This window comes from Streptomyces sp. NPDC001348 (assembly GCF_053597535.1).
This window is the reverse complement of sequence record NZ_JBSFIK010000001.1, coordinates 220,036-241,972: the sequence shown is the minus strand read 5'-3', so window position 1 is coordinate 241,972 and position 21,937 is coordinate 220,036. Positions and strand designations below refer to the sequence as shown.

18 protein-coding genes and 2 tRNA genes are annotated in these 21,937 nt (G+C 71.9%); 4 read left to right on the top strand and 16 right to left on the bottom strand.

The window, feature by feature from the left end:
- The 7 genes from ACWC21_RS01100 to leuS all read right to left on the bottom strand — a co-directional run.
- The coding region (locus ACWC21_RS01100; protein WP_450876757.1) for a YceI family protein at positions 1–658 on the bottom strand (658 nt) is incomplete at its 3' end.
- A gap of 143 nt (positions 659–801) precedes the next feature.
- Entirely contained in the window at positions 802–1,608 is an 807-nt protein-coding gene (locus tag ACWC21_RS01095) for an arylamine N-acetyltransferase family protein (protein ID WP_450876755.1), read from the bottom strand.
- Between the two features lie 4 nt (positions 1,609–1,612).
- On the bottom strand, positions 1,613–4,195 hold the full coding sequence (locus ACWC21_RS01090; protein ID WP_450876753.1) for a ComEC/Rec2 family competence protein: 2,583 nt from the start codon (positions 4,193–4,195) through the stop codon (positions 1,613–1,615).
- Positions 4,192–5,304: a helix-hairpin-helix domain-containing protein gene (locus ACWC21_RS01085; protein WP_450876751.1), complete on the bottom strand. Its 1,113-nt coding sequence runs from the start codon at positions 5,302–5,304 to the stop codon at positions 4,192–4,194. The genes ACWC21_RS01090 and ACWC21_RS01085 overlap by 4 nt, the downstream gene beginning before the upstream one ends.
- 114 nt (positions 5,305–5,418) lie before the next feature.
- Complete coding sequence (locus tag ACWC21_RS01080) at positions 5,419–6,264, bottom strand: DegV family protein (RefSeq protein ID WP_450876749.1); 846 nt, start codon at positions 6,262–6,264, stop codon at positions 5,419–5,421.
- A gap of 72 nt (positions 6,265–6,336) precedes the next feature.
- Positions 6,337–7,071 carry a hypothetical protein gene (locus ACWC21_RS01075; protein WP_450876747.1) on the bottom strand — a complete coding sequence of 245 codons (735 nt, stop codon included), beginning with the start codon at positions 7,069–7,071 and terminating at the stop codon, positions 6,337–6,339.
- Between the two features lie 120 nt (positions 7,072–7,191).
- Positions 7,192–10,080 (bottom strand): leucine--tRNA ligase, encoded by a 2,889-nt coding sequence (gene leuS, locus ACWC21_RS01070; RefSeq protein ID WP_450876745.1) that lies wholly within the window; start codon positions 10,078–10,080, stop codon positions 7,192–7,194.
- A gap of 420 nt (positions 10,081–10,500) precedes the next feature.
- Between leuS and ACWC21_RS01065 the strand changes: the two genes are divergently transcribed.
- The gene (locus tag ACWC21_RS01065) at positions 10,501–11,808 is read left to right on the top strand and encodes a cytochrome b/b6 domain-containing protein (RefSeq protein ID WP_450876743.1); all 1,308 of its coding nucleotides are present in this window, start codon (positions 10,501–10,503) and stop codon (positions 11,806–11,808) included.
- A complete protein-coding gene (locus ACWC21_RS01060; RefSeq protein WP_450876741.1) occupies positions 11,805–13,424 on the top strand; it encodes an NADH-ubiquinone oxidoreductase-F iron-sulfur binding region domain-containing protein in 1,620 nt (539 codons plus the stop codon). The genes ACWC21_RS01065 and ACWC21_RS01060 overlap by 4 nt, the downstream gene beginning before the upstream one ends.
- 183 nt (positions 13,425–13,607) lie before the next feature.
- Here ACWC21_RS01060 and ACWC21_RS01055 read toward each other — a convergent pair.
- Positions 13,608–13,680, bottom strand: a tRNA-Ala gene (locus ACWC21_RS01055).
- Between the two features lie 126 nt (positions 13,681–13,806).
- Here ACWC21_RS01055 and ACWC21_RS01050 point away from each other — a divergent pair.
- Entirely contained in the window at positions 13,807–15,009 is a 1,203-nt protein-coding gene (locus ACWC21_RS01050; RefSeq protein ID WP_450876739.1) for a glycosyltransferase 87 family protein, read from the top strand.
- Here the strand turns inward: ACWC21_RS01050 and ACWC21_RS01045 are convergent.
- The 3 genes from ACWC21_RS01045 to ACWC21_RS01035 all read right to left on the bottom strand — a co-directional run bounded on the left by ACWC21_RS01045 (position 14,999) and on the right by ACWC21_RS01035 (position 16,843).
- Positions 14,999–15,232, bottom strand: a complete 234-nt coding sequence (locus tag ACWC21_RS01045; RefSeq protein ID WP_019523121.1) for a hypothetical protein — start codon at positions 15,230–15,232, stop codon at positions 14,999–15,001. The genes ACWC21_RS01050 and ACWC21_RS01045 overlap by 11 nt on opposite strands.
- 3 nt (positions 15,233–15,235) lie before the next feature.
- Positions 15,236–15,409 carry a hypothetical protein gene (locus ACWC21_RS01040; protein ID WP_388787189.1) on the bottom strand — a complete coding sequence of 58 codons (174 nt, stop codon included), beginning with the start codon at positions 15,407–15,409 and terminating at the stop codon, positions 15,236–15,238.
- Positions 15,410–15,478: 69 nt separating this feature from the next.
- On the bottom strand, positions 15,479–16,843 hold the full coding sequence (locus ACWC21_RS01035; RefSeq protein WP_450876736.1) for an MFS transporter: 1,365 nt from the start codon (positions 16,841–16,843) through the stop codon (positions 15,479–15,481).
- A gap of 214 nt (positions 16,844–17,057) precedes the next feature.
- On the opposite strand from ACWC21_RS01035, the gene ACWC21_RS01030 reads away from it, so the two are divergent.
- The gene (locus tag ACWC21_RS01030; protein ID WP_450877023.1) at positions 17,058–17,966 is read left to right on the top strand and encodes a helix-turn-helix transcriptional regulator; all 909 of its coding nucleotides are present in this window, start codon (positions 17,058–17,060) and stop codon (positions 17,964–17,966) included.
- Between the two features lie 76 nt (positions 17,967–18,042).
- Here ACWC21_RS01030 and ACWC21_RS01025 read toward each other — a convergent pair.
- The 5 genes from ACWC21_RS01025 to nadD form a co-directional block, all read right to left on the bottom strand.
- Positions 18,043–18,115, bottom strand: a tRNA-Ala gene (locus tag ACWC21_RS01025).
- Positions 18,116–18,222: 107 nt separating this feature from the next.
- On the bottom strand, positions 18,223–18,891 hold the full coding sequence (locus ACWC21_RS01020; RefSeq protein WP_450876734.1) for a histidine phosphatase family protein: 669 nt from the start codon (positions 18,889–18,891) through the stop codon (positions 18,223–18,225).
- Complete coding sequence (rsfS, locus tag ACWC21_RS01015; RefSeq protein ID WP_450876732.1) at positions 18,888–19,337, bottom strand: ribosome silencing factor; 450 nt, start codon at positions 19,335–19,337, stop codon at positions 18,888–18,890. The genes ACWC21_RS01020 and rsfS overlap by 4 nt, the downstream gene beginning before the upstream one ends.
- 118 nt (positions 19,338–19,455) lie before the next feature.
- Complete coding sequence (locus tag ACWC21_RS01010; protein WP_450876731.1) at positions 19,456–21,222, bottom strand: LCP family protein; 1,767 nt, start codon at positions 21,220–21,222, stop codon at positions 19,456–19,458.
- A gap of 16 nt (positions 21,223–21,238) precedes the next feature.
- A complete protein-coding gene (gene nadD / locus ACWC21_RS01005; protein WP_450876729.1) occupies positions 21,239–21,925 on the bottom strand; it encodes a nicotinate-nucleotide adenylyltransferase in 687 nt (228 codons plus the stop codon).
- Between the last annotated feature and the right edge of the window lie 12 nt (positions 21,926–21,937).

Genomic DNA, 21,937 nt, shown 5'->3' with positions numbered 1-21,937 from the left:
CCCCGGTGACGGCCCACTTGGCGCCGCCCTTGTGCACGAAGCGGTCGCTGTAGAACTCGAGGACCGGGAAGTGGTCGACATCGAGGAAGTCCGCCGAGCGCAGGTGGTCGTCGCGCATCCGGACGTTGGTGTCGATGGAGGACGCGTCGATCACCACGTGCATCGCGGACCGCTCCATCGGGTCGGCGATCCGCACCACCCCGGCGAACGTGTTGAACCGCCCGTGCACCCGGGCCAGTCCGATGTGCCGGGCGATGAACGCGATCGAGGAATGGGTCGGGTCGATCTCCCAGTCACCCGGTTCCGGCAGCTCCGGCGGCTGGGCGATCGGCATGATCACATCGCCGAGCGAGGTCAGCGAGCTCTCGCCGACCGTGACGGTCGCCCGGTAGGGCGCGTACCCCTCGGCCGAGACCGCGAGCCGGTACTCGCCCGCCGGGACCGTCGTCACGAAGGACCCGAACGGATCCGTCCCGCCGCTGACGACCGGCCGCCCCATGACATCGCTGATCGTGCACTCGGCTTGAGGCACGGGGGTGTTGACCGGATCGAGCACCCGGCAGCTCAGCACCCCGGCGCGGGGCGGGGTCCGAAGCGCCGCGAGGGGCCCCGTCGACGGCGTCCGGTTGGTCCGGCTTCCCAGCAAGCGGCCCATCATCCACGACACCCCTGTGCGACTTGGCTTGACTCGTTGTTCCGTTGACGAAGACGCATTCGACCATCAGTGAGGCTTTCGATGCAACATGCGTCCAGCTCAAATGAAACAAGCGGTTCCGCTGGAACTACGCCCGGGTAGCCCTTTTATCCGGACCGCCCGAACTTCTGTACGGTTGGTACGCGCGTCAACTCGATCCCGAAGCTCTCCCGGTACACCCCGAGCACCTCCTCGTCCGTGGTCAGCCGGCGCACGTCACGCGCCCCGTCCACGGACGTCACCGTGAGACTGCGGCCGCTGAGCGTGATCCGCCCTCCGTCCTCCGTGATCCGCGAGCACACCAAGGACCGTGTGAAGTGCGACTGCGGCGAGGTGCTGTGCCACCAGGCCCCGGCGACGAAGTCACCGAGCGCCCGGGACCGCGTCTCCAGACGGTACTGGGGCTTGCCGTCCCGCACGACGTCCAGGTCGGCGGCCTCCTCCGGCCCGGCCGCCTCGATCCGGAACATGCCGCCGGGGTCCGGCTGCCCGCCCGGCTCGCCGAGCGTCAGCGGATGGTGGCTGTGCGCCCCGAACCCGACGTCGGCGAGCCACGCACCACCGTCCGCGGTCCGCACGCGCAGCGCCAGATGGTCGTACGGGATCCCCAGCCGGCCCTCGTCCCCGTACACCCGTCCCGCGAGCAAATCCACGTCGAAGCCCAGCGCGGCGAGCAACGCCCCGAAGGCACCGTTGAGTTCGTAACAGAACCCGCCCCGCCGCTCACCCACCAGCTTGTCCACGAGCCGCGTCTCCTCCAGCACGATCTCCTCTCCCAGGTGCACCGACAGATTCTCGAAGGGCACGGTGCGAAGATGCGCGAGATGCAGTTCGCGCAGTGCTTCGGCGGTGGGCCGCGCCGGGCGCGCGACCCCGAGCCGGCGGAGATAGGCGTTGGCCTGTGCGGAGTTCATGCCCTCAGTCTCCCGCCACCCGCACCTCCCCGTCCGCCCCACCCGTACCGGCGACGGCCAGCGCCCCGTCCCGGTCCGTGCGCAGCACCAGCGCGCCCTCGTCCCGCAGCGCCCGCACCGTGCCGGGTGCCGGGTGGCCGTACGGGTTGCCGGCACCGCAGCTGATGAGCGCGATCCTCGGGGCGACCAGGCCCATCAGGTCCGGGTCCTGGTTGGCGGAGCCGTGATGGGCGACCTTGAGGACATCGACACGGCCCAGCCCGGCCGCCGCCACGGATCGCAACAGCGCCTGCTGCGACGGGGGTTCCAGGTCCCCGAGCAGCAGCATCCGCAGCCCGGCCGACCGGACGAGCAGGGCCACGCTGGCGTCGTTGGGCCCCTCCGGTTCCGGTACCGGACGGGGCGGGGGCCACAGCACCCGCCAGGACAGCGGTCCGGTCCGCCGCTGCTCACCGGCGACCGCATGGGTGACGGGGATGTTCCGTTCGGCCGCCTCCCTCCGCACAAGACCCGCCTGGTCTGCGGGCTCCTCGAAGCCGGTCGTCTCGATCTCGCCCACCGACCGGCCGCGCAGCACACCGGGCAGACCCGAGACATGGTCGGCGTGGAAGTGGGTCAGCACGACCAGCGGGATCCGGGTGATCCCCAGCTGCCGCAGACAGCGGTCGACCAGCGCCGGGTCGGGACCGGCGTCCACCACGACCCCGGTGGCGTTCCCCGCCGCGAGCACCGTCGCGTCGCCCTGCCCCACGTCGCACATCGCCAGCCGCCAGCCGGGCGGCGGCCAGCCCGTGACCACCCGGGTCAGCGGCGCCGGCCGCACCACGGCCAGCAGGAGCAGCAGCCCGCAGACGCCGCACCACCACGGGTGCCGCAGCAGCCGTCGCCCGAGGAGCACGACGACCACCGTGACGGCGGCGAGCAGCAGCGCCCCGGCCCAGCTGCCCGGCCAGGCGACCCCCGCGCCGGGGAGCCCGGCCCCGCCCCGGGCCACGGCCGCGATCCATCCGGCCGGCCGGCTCGCCAGCCAGGCCAGGACCTTCGCCACCGGCATGGCCACCGGCGCGGTCGCCAGCGCCGCGAAGCCCAGCACCGTGGCCGGGGCGACCGCGAACTCCGCGAGCAGATTGCACGGCACCGCCACCAGGCTCACCCGGGCCGACAGTACGGCGACGACCGGCGCGCACACGACCTGTGCGGCGGCAGCGGCGGCCAGCGCCTCGGCGAGCCGTGCCGGCAGCCCCCGCCACCGCAGTGCCGCCCCGAAGCGGGGCGCCAGCGTGAGCAGGGAGCCGGTGGCGAGCACGGAGAGCAGGAAGCCGTAACTGCGGGCCAGCCACGGGTCGTACAGAACCAGCAGCAGGACGGCCGTCGCCAGCGCCGGAACCAGCGATCTGCGGCGTCCCGTGGCCAGGGCGAGCAGGGCGACGGTGCCGCAGGCCGCGGCCCGCAGCACGCTCGGGTCCGGCCGGCACACCACGACGAAGCCGAGCGTGAGCACCGCGGCGAGCAGTGCGGTCGCCCGCAGGGAGAGGCCGAGACGCGGCGCCAGCCCACGCCGCTCTGCCTGCTGGGCCAGCCCGGGCGGTCCGACGAGCAGCGCAACCAGGAGGGTGAGGTTGCTGCCGGAGACGGCCAGGGTGTGTGCCAGGTCCGTCCGCTGGAAGGCGTCGTCCAGTTCGGGCGTGATCCGCGAGGTGTCCCCGACCACCAGCCCGGGCAGCAGCGCCCGGGCGTCGCCCGGCAGCCCGTCGGTGGCCTCGCGCAGCCCGGCCCGCAGCCGTCCCGCCAGCCGCTGCGGGCCGTTCGGCCTCCCCACGACCTCCGGCGCCTGCCCGTCCCGTACCCGGAGCACGGCCGCCGTCCGGTCCCCGCCCGCCGCCCCCGGTGCCAGCCGGCCGCTCACCCTGAGCCGGGTCGAGGGCAGCAGTCCGAGCCAGGCCGCCCGCACGCCCGTCGCCCGCTCCCCGGGAATCCCGCGCTCCGGCGCACCCGCGTCGACGACCACCAGCACCGGTGTCCGTGTCACCGCCACCGTCCCGTCGGCCCTCTCGACGCGCCGCACCTCCGCGTGGACCAGCACGGCGACCGGGGCCGCGTGATCGCCGGTGACCCGGGGTCTGCTGAGCCGGGGATCCGAGCCGACCTCGATCTCCGCGGTCACCGTGGCGTACTGCCGGGCCAGCGCGGGCACCGGTCCTCGCCGCAGGTCCGCCCCGTGCAGCCCGGCGGAGGCGGCCGCCGCGGCCACGCACAGGAGCACGGCGGCGACCGTGACGCGCGACCAGCCGGACGGCGCCCCCCTGGACGGCGATCTCCCGGCCAGCAGCAGCACCCCCGTGACCAGGCAGACGGCGCCGATGCCCTCGGTCCAGGCCGGTGGGGCGTCGAGTGCGAGCGCGGCCGTGGCCCACACCGCGAGCGCCGGTGGTACGAGGCGCAGGTCCGCCGGTCCCTCCTGCCGGGGGTGTGCGGCACCCAGCCGTTTCCCGGAAGCCGCGTGGACGGCCCGGCGGGCGGCGGAGGGCGCGGGGCGGTCGGCGTCGGGCAGCGGGACGGCGCCCGGCCCGTCGGGCGCCCGGCTCATGGCCGTACCAGGTTGCGCAGGTCGGCGAAGCGCCGGGCGCCGATTCCGTTGACCTGGCGCAGCTCGTCGACCGAACGGAAGCCGCCGTGCCGGGTGCGGTAGTCGATGATGTGCTGGGCCAGGACGGGGCCGACGCCGGGAAGTGCGTCGAACTGGTCCGCGGTCGCCGTGTTGAGGGAGACCGGCGCCGGAGGGCCGGCCCCCGCCGGCGTACCCGCCGCGCCGGGGCCCGGGGCGGCGCCCGCAGCGGGTCCCGGCGCCGGTGCGGGGCCTCCGACGACGACCTGTTCGCCGTCCACGAGGAAGCGGGCCCGGTTGAGTCCCTCGGTGCTGGTGCCCGGGCGCACCCCGCCTGCCACGCGGAGCGCGTCGGCGACCCGTGAACCGGCCGGCAGACGATGGATTCCGGGGTCGCGGACCTTGCCACTGACGTCGACCACGATCTGTGGCCCGGTTCCCGTGGCAGCCGCGGCGCCGGCGGGTGCGGCCGGCCGGTCCTGCCGATGCCCGACGCCGCGCCCGGGTCCCGCGTCCTTCTCGTACGGGGCCTCGGCCCGCACCACCTGGGGGGCGCTGACGGACTGCGTGCGGGCCGCCCAGAAGTGCTGCGCCGCGAACACCGCGGCGACGGCCAGCAGTACCGACAGCGCGACCACGCCCCGCCGCTCCAGACCGCACCGCGTCTGCAACCACACCGGCATCCGCTCCCGCACGGCGAGCGCGGCACGCTCCCGCAGGCCGGCGGCCACCGGCTCGTCCGCGGCACCGTCCTGCGCGACGTGCGTGGCCGCGGCAGCCGGTGCCGTACGCGTCCGCGCTGCCGGGGCCGGCTCGTGCCACGGGCTCATCCCCGGCGCCGTACCCGCTCCGCTCTCCGTGTCGGCCCGGGGCCGCCCCGGTGGGGGGCCGTGCCCCGACTCGCTTGGTTTCCGGGCGCTTTCCGCGAAGAGCTGTTCCGCGCGGCGGAGCAGCTCTTCCGCCGGTGCGTGGCGGTGCCGGGGGGACCGCCGGGCGGAAAAACGCCGGTGCTGGATGCGGCTGTCGGAAGCGGGGGCGCGGCCGGGGCCGCTGGTCGCGGTCGCGCCGCGTGAAGGGGTGCGAAGTGCCATGCGACGAGGATCCGACATCCCGTCATCTGGCGATGATCTTGCTCGTTTCCCGTGGAAAACCGCCCGGTTGTGGAAAACCGCGCCACCCTCACGGACGGCGGGGCTGACGCGACGTCATCGCGCGGAGACCACGGCCCCCAGCAGCCCAGGCCCCGTGTGCGCCCCGATCACCGCGCCGACCTCGCTCACATGCAGGTCGGCCAGCCCCGGCACACGCGCCCGGAGCCGGTCCGCGAGAGCCGAGGCGCGGTCGGGGGCGGCTAGGTGGTGGACGGCGATGTCGACCTCGGCACTGCCCGCCCGTTCGGCCGCGATCTCCTCGAGGCGGGCGATCGCCCTGGACGCCGTCCGGACCTTCTCCAGGAGTTCGATGCGTCCGCCGTCCAGCTGCAGCAGAGGCTTGACGGCGAGCGCGGAGCCCAGCAGTGCCTGCGCGGCACCGATCCGGCCGCCCCTGCGCAGATAGTCGAGCGTGTCGACGTAGAAATAGGCGGCGGTGCCCTCTGCCCGTTTCTCCGCCGCGGTGACGGCCTCGTCCACGGTGCCGCCCGCCTCCGCCACCTCGGCCGCGGTGAGAGCGCAGAAGCCGAGGGCCATCGCGACCATGCCCGTGTCCACCACCCGCACCGGCACCTGTGCCTCTCGCGCCGCGACGACGGCGGCGTCGTACGTGCCCGACAGTTCGGCGGAGAGATGGAGGGAGACGATTCCGGTGGCCCCGGACTCGGCGACCTTGCGGTAGGTCTCGGCGAACACCTGGGGGCTGGGACGCGAGGTGGTGACGGAGCGCCGCTTCTGGAGGGCCTGGGCCAGGGAACGGGTGGAGATGTCGGTGCCCTCTTCGAGCGCCTGGTCACCGAGGACCACGGTCAGGGGTACCGCGGTGATGCCGTGACGCTCCATCGTCCGCTGCGGCAGGTAGGCCGTTGAATCGGTGACGATAGCGACATGGCAGGACATGAGCTGGAGGTTACCTGTCGTAGCGTTCGTGCGGCAGACCGGCCCCGGCGTCCCGGGTCGCCGTCGGCCGGATCAAGTGGTGCTCTCCGGACGGGTCTTCTTCTGCCAGGCGTACGTCTGGCGCCGGCCGGGCGGGGTGAGGGACGGCCGGGCCGATTCCTCGGCGGTGCCGGGCCGAGGGGGCTCGGGCCAGGTCTGCTGAGCGGTCCTGTCCTCGTCTGCCGAGGCGTCGGGCCACGGAGGCGGCGCGGTCGGGGACTGCGAACGCGTCCAGTGCCGCAGTGCTCCGGTCTCGACGTCGATCTGGGCGCTCAGTGTGTCGAGGTCGTCCTCGGCGAACCGGTGGGCCCGGTCCCGGGCGGCCCAGCGCAGGGAGTCGGCGGACCGGGTGATCCGCTCGGTGCGGCTGCGCAGTTCGGGCAGGCGCTCGGTGAGCCTGGCACGGTCCGGCTCCGACTCCAGGCGCCTGAGTTCGTCGTCCAGTTCGCGCCCGTGCGCGCTCAGCCGCTGGAAGAGACCGAGGGACTCCTTCAGCGACTCGTCCTCCACGGCGCCCGCCTGCAGCGCGTCCTGGGTGGCGCGCATCGAGGTGCGCAGGCTGAGCCGGAGCTGGGCGACCTCACCGGCCGGTCCGGGCTGCGCGAAGGACTTGGCACGCAGGGTCTGGTCCTCGACCGCGCGGCGGGCCTGGCTGATCGTACGGTCGACGCCGCGCTTGGCGGCGCCGATCACTCTGACCGTGGCGTATGCGCCGAGGACGACGAACAGCAGGAAGAGCAGGGCGAAGACTGCGATGACTGCTTCCACGGCGCTCCTCCTCCGGCTTCGCGCGACAAGCGCCGCGCTGCTCTCCACGGTAAACGGTACGGGCAGGTCCGGGGTTCCAGAAAAACCCCGAACCTGCCCGTAGGGGACTACCCCGAAGCGTCACGCCGGAACGATGTTCACCAGCTTCGGCGCCCGCACGATCACCTTGCGGATCCCGGCGCCGTCCAGCGCGGCGACGACCTTCTCGTCCGCCAGCGCCACCTTCTCCAGCTCGTCCTCGGAGATGGAGGGCGACACCTCCAGACGCGCCTTGACCTTGCCCTTGATCTGCACGACGCAGGTCACGGTCTCGTCCACGACGTACTCCGGGTCGGCGACCGGGAAGTCCTGGTGCACGACCGAGTCGGTGTGGCCCAGCCTGCGCCACAGTTCCTCGGCGATGTGCGGGGCCAGCGGCGCGACCATCAGCACCAGCGGCTCCGCGACCGCGCGGGGCACGGCAGCGCCCGCCTTGGTCAGGTGGTTGTTCAGCTCGGTGACCTTGGCGATGGCGGTGTTGAACCGCAGGCCCTCCAGATCCTGGCGGACGCCGTCGATCGCCTTGTGCAGGGCGCGCAGCGTCTCCACGTCGACGTCGGCGTTCTCGACGTCGGTGACGGTGACCTCGCCGGTGGCCTCGTCGACGATGTTGCGCCACAGCCGCTGCAGCAGCCGGAACTGGCCCACCACCGCGCGCGTGTCCCACGGCCGGGAGACGTCCAGCGGGCCCATCGCCATCTCGTACAGGCGCAGGGTGTCGGCGCCGTACTCGGCGGCGATCTCGTCCGGGGTCACCGCGTTCTTCAGGGACTTGCCCATCTTGCCCAGCAGACGGGTGACCTTCTCGCCCTGGTAGTAGTACGCGCCGTCGCGCTCCTCCACCTCGGCGGCCGGCACGGCGATGCCCCGGCTGTCGCGGTAGACGAAGGCCTGGATCATGCCCTGGTTGAACAGCTTGTGGAACGGCTCGGCGGAGGAGACGTGCCCCAGGTCGTACAGGATCTTGGACCAGAAGCGCGCGTACAGCAGGTGCAGCACCGCGTGCTCGGCACCGCCGACGTACAGGTCGACACCGCCGTGCGGCAGGCCCTCGCGCGGGCCCATCCAGTACCGCTCGATCTCCGGGTCGACCAGTTTCTCGCTGTTGTGCGGGTCCAGGTAGCGGAACTCGTACCAGCAGGAACCGGCCCAGTTGGGCATGGTGTTGGTCTCGCGGCGGTACTTCTTCGGCCCGTCACCCAGGTCCAGGGTGACGTCGACCCACTCCTCGTTGCGGGACAGCGGCGTCTCGGGCTGGGTGTCGGCGTCGTCCGGGTCGAAGGTGCGCGGCGAGTAGTCCTCGACCTCCGGCAGCTCCAGCGGCAGCATCGACTCGGGCAGGGCGTGGGCGATCCCGTCCTCGTCGTAGACGATCGGGAAGGGCTCGCCCCAGTAGCGCTGGCGGCTGAACAGCCAGTCGCGCAGGCGGAAGTTGACGGTGCCCTCGCCGATGCCCTTGCTCTCCAGCCATGCGGTGACGCGCGCCTTGGCCTCGGCGACGCCCAGGCCGTCCAGGGAGATCTCGTCGTTGGCGGAGTTGATGATCTTCGCCTCGTAGGAGGTGAAGGCGTTCTCCCACGTCGCGGTGTCGGTGCCGCGGCCGTCGGTCGGCTCGACGATGCAGTGGATGGGCAGCTCGAAGGCGCGCGCGAACTCGAAGTCGCGCTGGTCACCGGCGGGCACGGCCATGATGGCGCCGGTGCCGTAGCCCATCAGGACGTAGTCGGCGATGAAGACGGGCACCTTGTCCCCGTTGACCGGGTTGGTCGCGTACGCGCCGATGAAGACGCCGGTCTTGTCCTTGGCCTCGGCCTGCCGCTCGACGTCGGACTTGGCGGCGGCCTGCGCGCGGTAGGCGGCGACGGCCTCGGTCGGGGTCGCGTGACCGCCGGTCCACACCTCGTGGGTGCCCTCCGGCCAGGCCTGCGGGGTGAACTTCTCGACCAGCGGGTGCTCGGGCGCCAGCACCATGTAGGTCGCGCCGAACAGGGTGTCCGGGCGGGTGGTGAAGACCGTGATGTGCTCGCCGTCCACGGGGAAGTCGACGCGGGCACCTTCGGAGCGGCCGATCCAGTTGCGCTGCTGCAGCTTGATGGCCTCGGGCCAGTCCAGCGCCTCCAGGTCGTCCAGCAGCCGGTCGGCGTAGGCGGTGATCCGCATGTTCCACTGGCGCAGCTTGGCCTTGAAGACCGGGAAGTTGCCGCGCTCGGAGCGGCCGTCGGCGGTGACCTCCTCGTTCGCCAGCACGGTGCCCAGGCCGGGGCACCAGTTGACGGGCGCGTCGGAGGCGTAGGCCAGGCGGTACTCGCCCAGGACGTCGGCGCGCTCGGCGGCGCTCAGCTCGGTCCAGGACCGTCCGCCGGGCACCGTGCGCTCACCGGACTCGAACTGGGCGACCAGCTCGGAGACGGGGCGGGCCCTGCGGGCCTCGTCGTCGTACCAGGAGTTGAAGATCTGCAGGAAGATCCACTGGGTCCACTTGTAGTAGTCCGGGTCGATCGTGGCGAACGACCGGCGCCTGTCGTGGCCCAGGCCCAGCCGTCGCAGCTGGGACTTCATGTTCTCGATGTTGGCCTCGGTGGACACGCGCGGGTGCGTGCCGGTCTGCACGGCGTACTGCTCGGCGGGCAGTCCGAAGGCGTCGAAGCCCAGGGTGTGCAGGACGTTGTGGCCGGTCATCCGCTGGAACCGGGCGTACACGTCGGTGGCGATGTATCCCAGGGGGTGGCCGACGTGCAGGCCCGCACCGGAGGGGTACGGGAACATGTCCATGATGAACTTCTTGGGCCGGGCGGCCAGCTCGGGGTCGCCGGCCAGGTCACCCTTCGGGTTGGGCGCCGCATAGGTGCCCTCGGCGTCCCAGAAGTCCTGCCAGCGTGCCTCGATCTCAGCCGCCAGAGCGGCCGTGTAGCGGTGCGGCGCCGCCTCCGCCGTCACGGCGGCGGCGGCAGCGGGGTTCGTCTCGCTCATGATCCTCAAAGCTCCATCGGTCGTCTCTGCCTGCGGCTGCGACATTCAAGGCTGCAACGTTAAAGAAAATGAAAAATCCCCTCGCACAGGAGGGGACGCCGCGCCGATGCCGACCCCGTCTCACCGGCGGTCGGGACTGATCAGCGCGGCCCGCTAAGCAGAAGGCGTACGGCACGCATGGCGTTAGGGTACCGCAGGGCTTGAGCAAGCCGCGACGCGCTTACGTATGTCTCTACCGACCACGTCAGCCACTCGACCAAGGATCGCGGTTACTTCGCGTAACAGTCACTAAGGGACATCACTACAGCTGGGATCGTCCTTTGATAACAACGCAATAACTCAAACCTCGTACTGATCGGTATGGCGCCATTTAGAGTTCGGCAGCGGGACCGCTTTCCCGAACCGCTCGGAGTTGCCCCCATGAACCCTCGTCCTATCAACAGCTCGCTCCCCAAACCCGGCCGGTCGGCGTACGGGGTGGCGACCGCTGTCGTCCTGCTGCTCATACCCGTGGTGGTGCTGTACGGAGGCCAGTGGCTCCAGGACTTCCTGAACTTCGGCGCGGGCGTCCTCTCGCTCGTCAGCCTCACCAGTTCGGTGATCTGGGGCCTGGTGACCCAGGACCGGATCTTCCTGAACACGCGCCAGCGGATCGTCTCCCAGGCCATCCACCGCGTGCTCGCGATCGCCTCGATCGCGTTCCTGCTGGTGCACGTCACCATCAAGCTGGCGCTGTCCCACACCGTCCTGATCGCCGCGCTGATCCCCTTCAGCCTCGGCGTCAAGGGCAGCGCGGGACTCATCGGCCTCGGTTCCCTGGCCGGCCTGCTCATGATCTTCGTCGGAATCACCGGCGCGCTGCGCAACCAGTTCGCCAGCCCGGCGCCGGTGGCGGCGCGCTGGCGCGCGATGCACATGCTGGCCTACCCGGCCCTGTGCGCGGCGCTGATCCACGGCCTGTTCTCGGGCCGCTTCGCGAAGCCGTTCTTCATGTGGTCCTACGAGCTGTGCCTGGTCGCCATCATCGCCGCCCTCGCCCTGCGCTCCGCGCCCCGCTCCTTCAAGCGCAAGGTCTCCGCCCAGCTCATGGAACTACTCGGCGGCGGTGAGCGGCAGGAACTCGACGACCTGGACGCCAGCCGCGCCAGGGTGGCGGAGGCGACCTCCTCCTTCGGGTCCGGCGGTGCCTCGCTGCCCGGCTACGACAGGCCGGGGGCGTTCACCGACACCGGCGCCTCCCCGCGCGCGGCATCCGCGGCCCCCAGGTACGAGGCTCCGGAGCCCGCCGGGTCCGGCTTCGCTGCCGCGTACCGGGCCGTGACGCCCCCCGGGCAGGCCCAGCAGGGGTTCGCGGCCGGGCAGACCGCACGCATGGACCTGCCGATGGACATGCAGGCCACCGCGGCGGTCCCGCGGGTGGACGGCCCGTCCAGCACCTCGGGCAGCTGGCCGGTCCCGTCCCCGCCGCCGGTCGGCGAGGCTCCGCCGTCGGCGTACGACCCGCTGGCCGACACCGGATACACCACCCCCGTCTATGGCAATTCGGGCGGCGTCGGGTACGGCGGACGTGATGTGTACAACACCGGTGAGACGAACGCCGCCTTCGGTACGTACAGCTCCAACGACACGTACAACAGCGGTCCCGCCAATGAACCGTCGCCCGGTGCGTCCTTCGACTCACCGGGATCGGGCGAACCTTGGAACACGCCTTCCGGAGGCTATAGGTGAACGAGGCCCTGCCCGACGTCCCAGAAGTCCGCGTGGTCGGTCTTCCGCAGCTCACGTCTGGCTTCGACCTTGTCGAAAGACTCGACCTGCCCATGCACCTCAAGGTGCACGGGCCGCTCGAACCGTTGGGCGGCGAGCAGCTCGCGCAGCTCGCCGAGGCCATCAGCCTCAAGGGGCGCGGCGGCGCGGGCTTCCCGTTCCACAAGAAGCTGCGCTCGGTCGCCGAGTCGGCGATCAAGCGCGGCGTCCGCCCGGTCGTCGTGGTCAACGGCAGCGAGGACGAACCTGCCTGCCGCAAGGACACCGTCCTCATCAACCGTGCGCCGCACCTGATCCTGGACGGCGCCCTGCTGTGCGCGGAGGCGCTGGGCGCCCGCACCCTGGTGATCGGGGTCACCCGTGAGTCCACGGAGCGCTCCATGGAGGCGGCGCTCGCCGAACGCGGCCTGGGCACCGGCCGCCGCTCGGCGCTGAAGGCGTTCGTCCAGCGCAACCCGATCCGCATGGTCACCGGCGCCGCCGCGTCGCTGATCCGCTCCATCGACGGCGGTCCGGCGATCCCGCCCGGCCGCAAGACCAGCGCCTCGCAGAACGGCGTCGGCGGCGCTCCGACGCTGCTGTCGAACGCCGAGACGTTCGCCCAGCTGGCCATCGCCGCCCGTATCGGCCCGGAGCGCTACGGCAACACCGGCCTGTACGACGAGCCGGGCACCGTTATGCTCACGGTCTCCGGGGCGGTCGCCCGCCCCATGGTGATCGAGGTCCCCACCGGTGTGCCGCTGCGCTACGTCCTGCAGCTGGCCGGCGCCCCGCCGGTGCCGCAGGGCGTGCTGACCGGTGGCTACCACGGCAAGTGGATCGACGCGGCGACGGTCAACGAGGCGGTCGTCTCCCGTAACTCCCTGGACGCGGTGGGCGGTGCGCTGGGCGCCGGCGCGATCCTGCCGATCAGTCAGGACACCTGCCCGCTGGGCGAGTCGCTGCGGGTGGCGCAGTGGCTGGCGGAGGAGAGCGCGGGACAGTGCGGTCCCTGCTACCTCGGCCTGCCGGCCGCCGCGCGCGGCATGGAGGACATCCTCAACGGCGGCGGGCCGGCCGCCCTGGAGGCGCTCAAGCAGGTCGCCAAGAACGTCAAGCGGCGCGGTGCGTGCTCGCACCCGGACGGCTCGGCGATGTTCCTGGAGTCGACGGTCAAGGCGTTCACCGACGACCTGGCGGCGCACGTCCTCGGCAACGGCTGCGGACGGCGCGTGGAAGGCGTTCTGCCGCTGTTCGAGGACGGCAAGATGCCGACGGGCATCCCGGGCGGCGCCGATCCGGCGGAGATCGACAACGGCAACAGCCGTCAGAAGATCTACGTCGACTGGACGCTGTGCCGGGGCCACGGGCTGTGCGCGGACATCCTCCCGGAGGTCTTCGAGCTCGGCGCGGACGGTTTCCCGACGGTGGCCCAGGCGAAGGTGCCTCGCTACGCCGAGGCCAAGGCCCTGCGCGCGGTGCGCCGCTGCCCGGCGCTCGCCCTGCGCATCGAGGAGGAGGCTCCTCGGGACCGAGCCCCGGGCCGCAACCTCCCGGTCCTCTCCCAGGGCCGAGGACGCCGCGCCCTGGGCCGCTGAGGCCGCTGAGGCCGCTGAGGCCGCTGAGGCCGCTGAGGCCGCTGAGGCCGCTGAACGCGGATACGGCGGGCCACCCGAGTGCACGGGTGGCCCGCCGTTTGCCATGCGCCTGCCGAAATCCGCCGAAATCCGGAATAGACCAAAGGCGGACCACTCGATCGAGTGATCCGCCTTTGTTTTATGTGGAGCTAAGGAGAATTGAACTCCTGACCTCCTGCATGCCATGCAGGCGCTCTACCAACTGAGCTATAGCCCCTTGCCCCCATGCGGCGGAGCCGCATGTCGACCGTGTCGCCCGGTTTCCCTGGCGGCGACGCCAACATTACACGGTCGTAGGGGTGCAGTACCAAATCGTTTCCGTTCCGGGTGCGTATGGGCGCTAATGTCGGCTTTCGTGCCCGTGATCGCGCCCTCCGCAGCCCACCGCCGTACGTCGACCGCCCTCGGGGCGTGCCTGGTCTCTTTCACGGCGTACTGGATCGTGCAGCGGGCCGCGCACGTGTCGATGATCGACCTGATGGTGTACCGGGCGGAGGGGGCGACCGTCCGCGCGGGCGGCGACCTGTACGCGCTGCGGACCACCGCCGCGCGTCTGCCCACCACCTACCCGCCGTTCGCGGCCCTGCTGTTCACACCGCTGACGTTGCCGGACACCGGCCTCCTGCGCGCCCTGGCGACGGCGGTGAACCTCGCGCTGCTGGTGGTGCTCGCGCGGCTGTCGCTGCGCCTCGTGGGCCACGCGCGCGAGGACGCCGCCTGGTGGATCGCGGCCGTGGCCGTGTGGTGCGAGCCGGTGTGGACGACCATGCGCTACGGCCAGGTCAACCTGCTGCTCGCCGTCCTGGTGCTGTGGGACCTCTCACGCCGCCCCGGGGCCCGCTGGGCGGGAGCAGGTGTGGGGCTGGCCACGGCGGTGAAGCTGACGCCCGCGCTGTTCGCGGTGTTCCTGCTGGCCACCGGCGCCGTGGCGCGGTTCAGGGGCGACGGCACAGGGCCCTGGCTGCGGCACGCGCGCGGGGCGGCCGTGGCGTTCGCCGGGGCGACGCTGCTGGCGGCGGCGCTGCTGCCGGGCGACTCGTGGCGGTTCTGGACCAGCATGGTGTTCCGCACCAGCCGGGTGGGCCGCACCGAGGAGACCGCGAACCAGGCCCTGCGCGGAGTTCTGGCGCGACTGCTGCACACGCCGGACCCGGGAACCGTGTGGGTCGCCACGGCGGCGCTGGTGGCCCTGCTGGGGCTGGCCTCGGCGGTCGCGGCGGAACTGCGCGGCGAGCGGGCGTGGGCCGTGGTCGTCTGCGCGGTGACCGCGCTGCTGGTCAGCCCGGTGTCGTGGTCGCACCACTGGGTGTGGTGCGTGCCCCTGGTGGTGCTGCTGTGGACGGACGGACACCGCGCGGGCGCCGCGGGTACGGCACTGGTCTTCGGCTCGTACGCCCTGTGGTGGGTGCCGCACGGCCCCGGGCGGCCCGAACTGCACCAGGAGCCTGCCCAGTTCGCGCTGTCGGCCCTCTACGCCGGGGCCGGCCTGCTCTTCCTGGGGCTCGCCGGACATCGTTGCCGGGGCCCGGCGGGAATCAGGCCGTGACGAACGAGTAGAACCGCTTGAGCGTGCAGTGCTCCTCGAGGAGACGGCCGTAGATCGGCTCGCCCTCGAGTTCGCGGTACGTCTCGATCGGGTCGCCTTTTATGATCAGCGCCCGCGCGCATTCCTCGCACCAGTACTGGTAGTCGGGATTGAGCGGCTCCATGTCCCTGACGATGGGCGTGCCGCTCCCGCACCAGTCGCACTTCCGCCTGTGTGCACCCATCGATCAGCTCCAGCTGTGGCCGCAGGCCGTGCACACGTAGGAGATCCCGCCGTTGTCGCCGAGAACCTGCGCCACGTGACCGGAACCGCAGGAAGGGCAGCTGAGCCGGGTGGCCGTGTCCCGTATCACCGCCGCACCGAGGAGGTGGTCGACCTCCTCGAGGATGCTCGCAGGCATCGCTACTCCCTCCCGTCGGGCCGCGCCCCCTTCCGGCCGTTTGATTCTGCCACGGCCGGACCAATACGGTCAGCGACGCCTCAGTACCAGTCCGGACACGGCACCCACCGCCGCCGTGCCGGCCAGCGCCCACGCGCACACTGAAAGCGCCTTCGCGGAGGTATACGCCTCCGGGGCCCCAAGTGACTCAAGCCGGTTCAGGAACAGTGTGCCGAACGCCGCCACGCCGATCAGCTGGCCGAGCTGCGCCACCGTCGCGAGCAGACCGCTGGCGTCCGCCGCGTCCTCGGGCCGCACGGTGGCCAGGGCACCCGTCAGCGTCGGGCTGAAGGCGAGCCCGATCCCGGCCCCGACCCCGGTGAAGGCAAGGTACAGCCAGGCCCCGCCGCCACCGCCGTCCTTGAGCACGAGGCCGACCCCCGCGACGGCCGGCGCGGCCAGCGCGAACCCGGCCGGGGTCAGCCACCGCTGCCAGGACGCCGGCCAGGAGCGCCAGGTCAGGCCGATCGCGCCGAAGGCCACGGCGGTCGGCACGAAGGTCAGTCCGGCGCGCAGGGCGCTGTAGCCGAGGCCGCCCTGGACGTGGAGCGTCAGCGTGAACATGAAGCCCGCGTTGACGGCCATGACGGCGAGGATGCGGAAGACGGCGAGGCCCATGCCGGGGTGACGCAGGACACGCGGCGCGATCAGCGGGGCGCCGCCGCGTCGCGCGAGCCGGGACTCGTATCCGCAGAAGACGGCGAACAGGACGGCGGCCGCGGCCAGCGACAGCCAGGACCACAGCGGCCAGTGCTCCTCCTGCCCGAGCACCAGGGGCACGGTGAGCAGCGAGACGGCGGCGCCCAGCAGCGCGAGCCCCGGCAGGTCCAGGGGGCGCGCCCGCTCCGGCCGGCCCGCGCCGCCCCGCGGCAGCACACGCCCGCCCACGGCCAGCAGCACGACGCCCACCGGCACGTTGACGAGGAACACCGGCCGCCAGCCGGCGCCGAACAGATCGGCGCTGATCAGCACACCGCCGACGACCTGGCCGGCCGCCGCACCGACCGCGAGGACCGCCGAGTAGGCGCCGATCGCCCGCGCCCGGGCCTCGCCGGTGAAGCCGCGCTGGATGAGGCTGAGCACCTGCGGGATCATCACCGCCGACCCTGCTCCCTGGACCAGCCGGAAGACGATCAGCTGCGTCGCGCCCCGGGCCAGTCCGCAGGCCAGGGAGGCCGCGGTGAAGAGGGCGAGTCCGGCGAGGTGCGCCCGCCCGTGCCCGAGCCGGTCGCCGAGGCGCGCGCCGGTGATCAGCAGGACGGAGTAGGTGATGGTGTAACCGGCGATGACCAGCTGCAGGTCCGCTCCGGAGGCATGGAGTCCGGTGCCGATGGTGGGAGCCGCGACGTTCGCGATGAACACGTCGAGCACGGCCATGAACTGGGCCGTGAGCACGATCGCCAGAGTCGGTCCGGGCCGGTTGTCAGTGGCGGGTGCTCTACTGATCGCAGGAGTCGGAGCGGGTACGGAACCCGGTTCGGTCCCCGGTGTTGTCGTCATGCCGTCGAGCCTGGCGACGCGTCGGTACCGGTGCCGAGTGCCCGGCGATGCTGGTACCGACAGCACCTGGCAGGGGACGAGCCGGGCGTCGACGATGGGGGACGTGACGATGGGGGACGTGACGATGGGGACGACACAGCGGCGCCGACCGGAGCTGGCCGCCTTCCTGCGCAGCAGGCGTGCCCGGGTGACACCGGCCGACGTGGGGATGCCACCGGGCTTCCGGCGCCGCACACCGGGCCTGCGCCGCGAGGAGGTCGCCCAGCTGTCGGGCGTGGGGGTGACCTGGTACACATGGCTGGAGCAGGGCCGGCCGATCAACGCGTCCGCCCAGGTCCTGGACGCCGTGGCACGCACGCTGCGGCTCGATCTGCCGGAGCGGGAGCATCTCTACCGTCTGGCGGAGGTTCCCTTCGCCCCCGCCCCGGAGCGGCTGACGCAGACGGTCGGGCCGGAAGTGCGGCGCGTCATCGACGCCCTCGACCCGCTTCCGGCGGCGGTCTACAACTCGCGGTACGACATCCTCGCCACCAATCCGGCCTACCACGACCTGTTCGTCATGCCGGAGACCGCCGGGACGGGTGTGCCGAACGCGCTGTGGACGCTGTTCACGTTCCCCGAGGACAGGTGCCCCATGGTGTACCGGGAGCGCGAGTTGCCGATGATGGTGGCGACGCTGCGGTCGTCGTACGGCAGACACGTCGGCGAGCCGTCCTGGGAGGACTTCATACGCAGGCTGTCGGCGGCCAGTCCGCGCTTCGCCGAGCTGTGGGCGAGCGGCGAGGTGCTACCGCCGGGGCCGCGGGTGAAGACGCTCCGTCACGAGGCGGTGGGCGAGATGAGGATGACGTCGCTCTCGATGTCGGTCGACGGCATGCCGGAGTGCCGGATCGTGACGTACACCCCGGAAAGCGAGGAGGCGCGGGAGAAGGTCGCCCGGCTGCGCGACCGCAGGGAGCGGCTGTGGCCGTCGACGGACGGGGCGCTCGCGAAGGTCGCGGAGGTCGTCCGCATGTGAAGCACAGAAAATCCCGCCCCTGGAGGGACGGGATCCTCATCACCGATCTTTGACAACTCGACAGAGTGCCGATCCGTGGAGCTAAGGAGAATTGAACTCCTGACCTCCTGCATGCCATGCAGGCGCTCTACCAACTGAGCTATAGCCCCTTGTTGTCCGGCCCCGCTCGGCGGGGCGAACAAGAAGAACTTTAGCCTGCGACCTGCCGGAAAGTGAAATCCGCGCCGAGCCCGGCCGGCCCGCCCGGACCGCGCTCTCAGTCGTCGTCGCCGAGGACGGGCTCCGGGAGTGTGCCCGCGTTGTGCTCCAGCAGCCGCCAGCCGCGCACGCCCTCGCCGAGGACGGACCAGCAGCAGTTGGAGAGCCCGCCCAGCCCCTCCCAGTGGTGCGCCTCCAGGCCCAGGAGGCGGCCGATGGTGGTCCGGATGGTGCCGCCGTGGCTGACCACCACGAGGGTGCCGTCCTCGGGCAGCTTGTCGGCGTGCCGCAGCACGACGGGGGCGGCACGGTCGGCGACCTCGGTCTCCAGTTCGCCGCCGCCGCGGCGGACCGGCTCGCCGCGCTTCCACGCCGCGTACTCCTCGCCGTACCGGGAGATGATCTCCTCGTGCGTCAGCCCCTGCCAGACGCCCGCGTAGGTCTCGCGCAGGCCCTCGTCGCGGGCGACATCCAGGCCGGTGAGGGCGGCGAGCTCGGCGGCGGTGAGCACGGCCCGCTTGAGGTCCGAGGAGACGATCGCGTCGGGCCCCAGGGAGGCGAGCAGCCGCGCCGCGCGCCGGGCCTGGCCGGTGCCGGTCTCGGTCAGCTCCACGTCCGTGGTGCCCTGGAAGCGGCGTTCCAGGTTCCACGCGGTCTGGCCGTGCCGCCACAGGATGATGCGGCGACCGCGGCGCTCGCGGTCGGTCACCTCACCGGTGGCGCTCATCGCCACTCCCCGCCCGGTTCGTCGGCGTCGTCGGCGGCGGCCTGCAGCCTGGCGTGCTCCTCGGCCTTGCCGCGGGTGGCCTTGGCGTCGGCGGGCAGCTCGATCTCGGGGCAGTCCTTCCACAGGCGTTCCAGCGCGTAGAAGACGCGCTCCTCGCTGTGCTGGACGTGGACGACGATGTCGACGTAGTCGAGCAGGATCCAGCGGGCTTCGCGGTCGCCCTCACGGCGCACCGGTTTGGCGCCGAGGTCCTTCAGGAGACGCTCCTCGATCTCGTCGACGATCGACTTGACCTGGCGGTCGTTCGGGGCGGAGGCCAGCAGGAAGGCGTCCGTGATCGAGAGTACGTCGCTGACGTCGTAGGCGATGACGTCATGGGCGAGCTTGTCTGCGGCCGCCTGGGCGGCGGTGTTGATGAGCTCGAGAGAACGGTCGGTGGCGGTCACTACTTGGCTTTCCGTCGGCGGTCACTTGACACCAAGGGTCTCATGAGCCGCCGGGGTACCCCCACGTGATTGATGTGTCACGTGGGGGTGCTTCGGCGGCGACGGTGCCGGTGACGCCCTAGGACGAGGACGGTTTGTAGTCCTGCCCGAGGATCACCGAGACGTCGGCGCCCGAGCTGACCGTCCCCTTCTTCACCGAGCCGGCGGGCAGGCCCAGGGTCTTGGCGACCTCGGTGGCGTTCTCCTTGTCGGCGGCGTCGGCGTAGACCACCTGGGAGGTCGGGCGGGCGGCGGACGCCGTACCGGCCTCCAGGAAGGTGAAGCCGCCGTTGACGATCACCACGCGGGCCTTCTCGGTGTTGTCCTTGACTCCGGTGGCGTTCTGGACGGACACCCGGAGCGCGGATCCCGCCTCGGGGCTCTTGGCGGTGCCGCCGAGGATGTCCTTCACCACACTGCCGCTGGTCTGCGCGCTCAGCGTGCCGTCGGACTGGACCGGCAGGAGCGTGGTCTTGTAGTCGCCGCCCTTGGCCAGGTCGGCGAGTTTGGCGAGGAAGGTGCCGAGGTCCTTGTCGCTGAGCGACGGGTCCAGGATCTGCGCCAGCGTCTGCACGGTGGTGGTCGCGTCCGTGGGATCGGAGGAGATCTTGCGCAGCACGCCCTGCATGACCTGGCCGAACCGCTCCAGCTGGGCGTTCTCGGACTCGCCGGAGGCCCGGTAGGTGGCGTAGGCGACGGCCATCTTGCCGCTGAGGGTCTGGTCCTGGCCCTTGTGGACCAGGGGCGAGGTGCCCTTCTTCTTCGCGTCCGGGTCCGGCACGTCGGTGTTGGTGTCGATGTCGATGTTGCCGACCAGCTCGACGAGGTTCTGCAGGTAGGGGGTGTCGAGGCGCCAGGTGCCCTCGATGTTGGTGCCGAGGACGGTGTCCAGCTGGTCGACGGTGCCGGAGGAGCCGTCGTCGCCGACCGACTTGGCCAGCGTCGTCGCGGTGCCGTCGTCGCCGCTCAGCGCGAGCGAGTTGGGCAGCAGCACGGTGGTGCCCTGCTTGGTGGTCGTGTTGTCCACGAGCAGCGCCGTGGAGGTGCCGCCCTTGGCGGTGTTGTGCAGGTGGACGACTATCACGTCGCGCTTCTGGGCGCCCGCGGCCGTGGTGGTGCCCGACTTCGCGCCGGAGGAGGACAGGCCGGGCAGTTTTCCGGCGTACCAGAGGTAGCCGACGCCGCCGACCGCGACCAGTGCGAGCACGACGGCGAGGGCGATGACCCGGCTGCGGGCGCGGCGGCGGGCCTCCTCGCGGCGCTCGGTGCGGTTCTCCGTGAACTTCAGCCAGTCGATGACGTCCTCGGACTCGGTGTCCGGGTCCTCGACGAAGGCGAACTGCTCGGTGCGGTAGTCCCGTTCCGCGCCGGCCGGGGTCTTCGCCTCCTCGGCCCCGGCCCCGGCCTCGGCCCCGGCCTCGGCCTCGGCGTCGGCCGGTCCGGTCTGCTGCGGGATGTAGGCGGTCTGCTCGGCGACCTGGGGCTGCCGGCCGCCGGCCGCCGTCTGCCCGTAGGGGTCGTACGCCGTTGCGGAACCGCCCGGGTGCTGCGGCCCGGTGCCGTACTGGTCGTAGGAGTCCTGCGCACCGTAGGGCTCGTACGGGGTGGCCGGCGCCTGCGGGCCGGTGTCGTAGGGGTCGTACGACGGCCCGGACTGCTGCTGTCCGGTCGCGTGCTGTCCGGTCGCGTACGGGTCGTACCCGTAGCCCTGCCGGCCGTACTGGTCGTATGCCTGCTCGGGGGCCTGCTGCGTGGGCACCTGCCGGTAGACAGGTTGGCCGTACTCGTCGTAGCCGACCAGCTCGTACTGGTCCGCCCCGTACCCCGGGTCGTATCGCTCGTTCACGGGTGCCCCTCTCGGCTCACTCGCCGCGGTACAGCTCGCGCTTGTCGATGTAACGCACGACTCCGTCCGGCACCATGTACCAGATGGGGTCGCCCTTGGCGACTCTCGCGCGGCAGTCCGTGGAGGAGATGGCGAGCGCGGGTACCTCGACGAGCGTGACGCCGCCCTCCGGAAGTCCGTGGTCGGTCAGGTGGTGGCCGGGGCGGGTGACCCCGATGAAGTGCGCCAGGGAGAAGAGTTCCTCGCTGTCGCGCCAGGTCAGGAGCTGGGCGAGGGCGTCGGCGCCGGTGATGAAGAACAGGTCCGTGTCCGGGTTGAGGGCACGAAGGTCGCGGAGGGTGTCGACGGTGTAGGTGGGACCGCCCCGGTCGATGTCGATACGGCTCACCGAGAACTGCGGGTTCTCGGCGGTCGCGATGACCGTCATCAGGTAGCGGTCCTCGGCCGGGGAGACCTTGCGGTGGCTCTTCTGCCACGGCTGCCCGGTGGGGACGAACACGACCTCGTCCAGCTGGAAGCGCGCGGCGACCTCACTGGCCGCCACGAGGTGCCCGTGGTGGATCGGGTCGAACGTCCCGCCCATCACGCCCAGGCGGCGTTTGCCCGTGTGCGCGGGGCCGTTGCCCGGCCGGTACTCGGGGGCCTTGACCGTGTCGTCGGACGTCGCGTTCGCCGGACCGGTAGGCATGTCCTGCTCTCCCATGCGTGCAGACCC

What these genes read in the sequence shown, in the direction of transcription:
- ACWC21_RS01050 (WP_450876739.1), top strand. Translation starts at nt 13,807, where the DNA reads ATGTCGGCTTTCGTGCCCGTGATCGCGCCCTCCGCAGCCCACCGCCGT.
- ACWC21_RS01030 (WP_450877023.1), top strand. Translation starts at nt 17,058, where the DNA reads ATGGGGGACGTGACGATGGGGACGACACAGCGGCGCCGACCGGAGCTG.
- ACWC21_RS01080 (WP_450876749.1), bottom strand. Translation starts at nt 6,264, where the DNA reads ATGTCCTGCCATGTCGCTATCGTCACCGATTCAACGGCCTACCTGCCG.
- ACWC21_RS01040 (WP_388787189.1), bottom strand. Translation starts at nt 15,409, where the DNA reads ATGCCTGCGAGCATCCTCGAGGAGGTCGACCACCTCCTCGGTGCGGCG.
- ACWC21_RS01065 (WP_450876743.1), top strand. Translation starts at nt 10,501, where the DNA reads ATGAACCCTCGTCCTATCAACAGCTCGCTCCCCAAACCCGGCCGGTCG.
- leuS (WP_450876745.1), bottom strand. Translation starts at nt 10,080, where the DNA reads ATGAGCGAGACGAACCCCGCTGCCGCCGCCGCCGTGACGGCGGAGGCG.
- ACWC21_RS01090 (WP_450876753.1), bottom strand. Translation starts at nt 4,195, where the DNA reads ATGAGCCGGGCGCCCGACGGGCCGGGCGCCGTCCCGCTGCCCGACGCC.
- ACWC21_RS01020 (WP_450876734.1), bottom strand. Translation starts at nt 18,891, where the DNA reads ATGAGCGCCACCGGTGAGGTGACCGACCGCGAGCGCCGCGGTCGCCGC.
- nadD (WP_450876729.1), bottom strand. Translation starts at nt 21,925, where the DNA reads ATGGGAGAGCAGGACATGCCTACCGGTCCGGCGAACGCGACGTCCGAC.
- ACWC21_RS01085 (WP_450876751.1), bottom strand. Translation starts at nt 5,304, where the DNA reads ATGGCACTTCGCACCCCTTCACGCGGCGCGACCGCGACCAGCGGCCCC.
- ACWC21_RS01095 (WP_450876755.1), bottom strand. Translation starts at nt 1,608, where the DNA reads ATGAACTCCGCACAGGCCAACGCCTATCTCCGCCGGCTCGGGGTCGCG.
- ACWC21_RS01045 (WP_019523121.1), bottom strand. Translation starts at nt 15,232, where the DNA reads ATGGGTGCACACAGGCGGAAGTGCGACTGGTGCGGGAGCGGCACGCCC.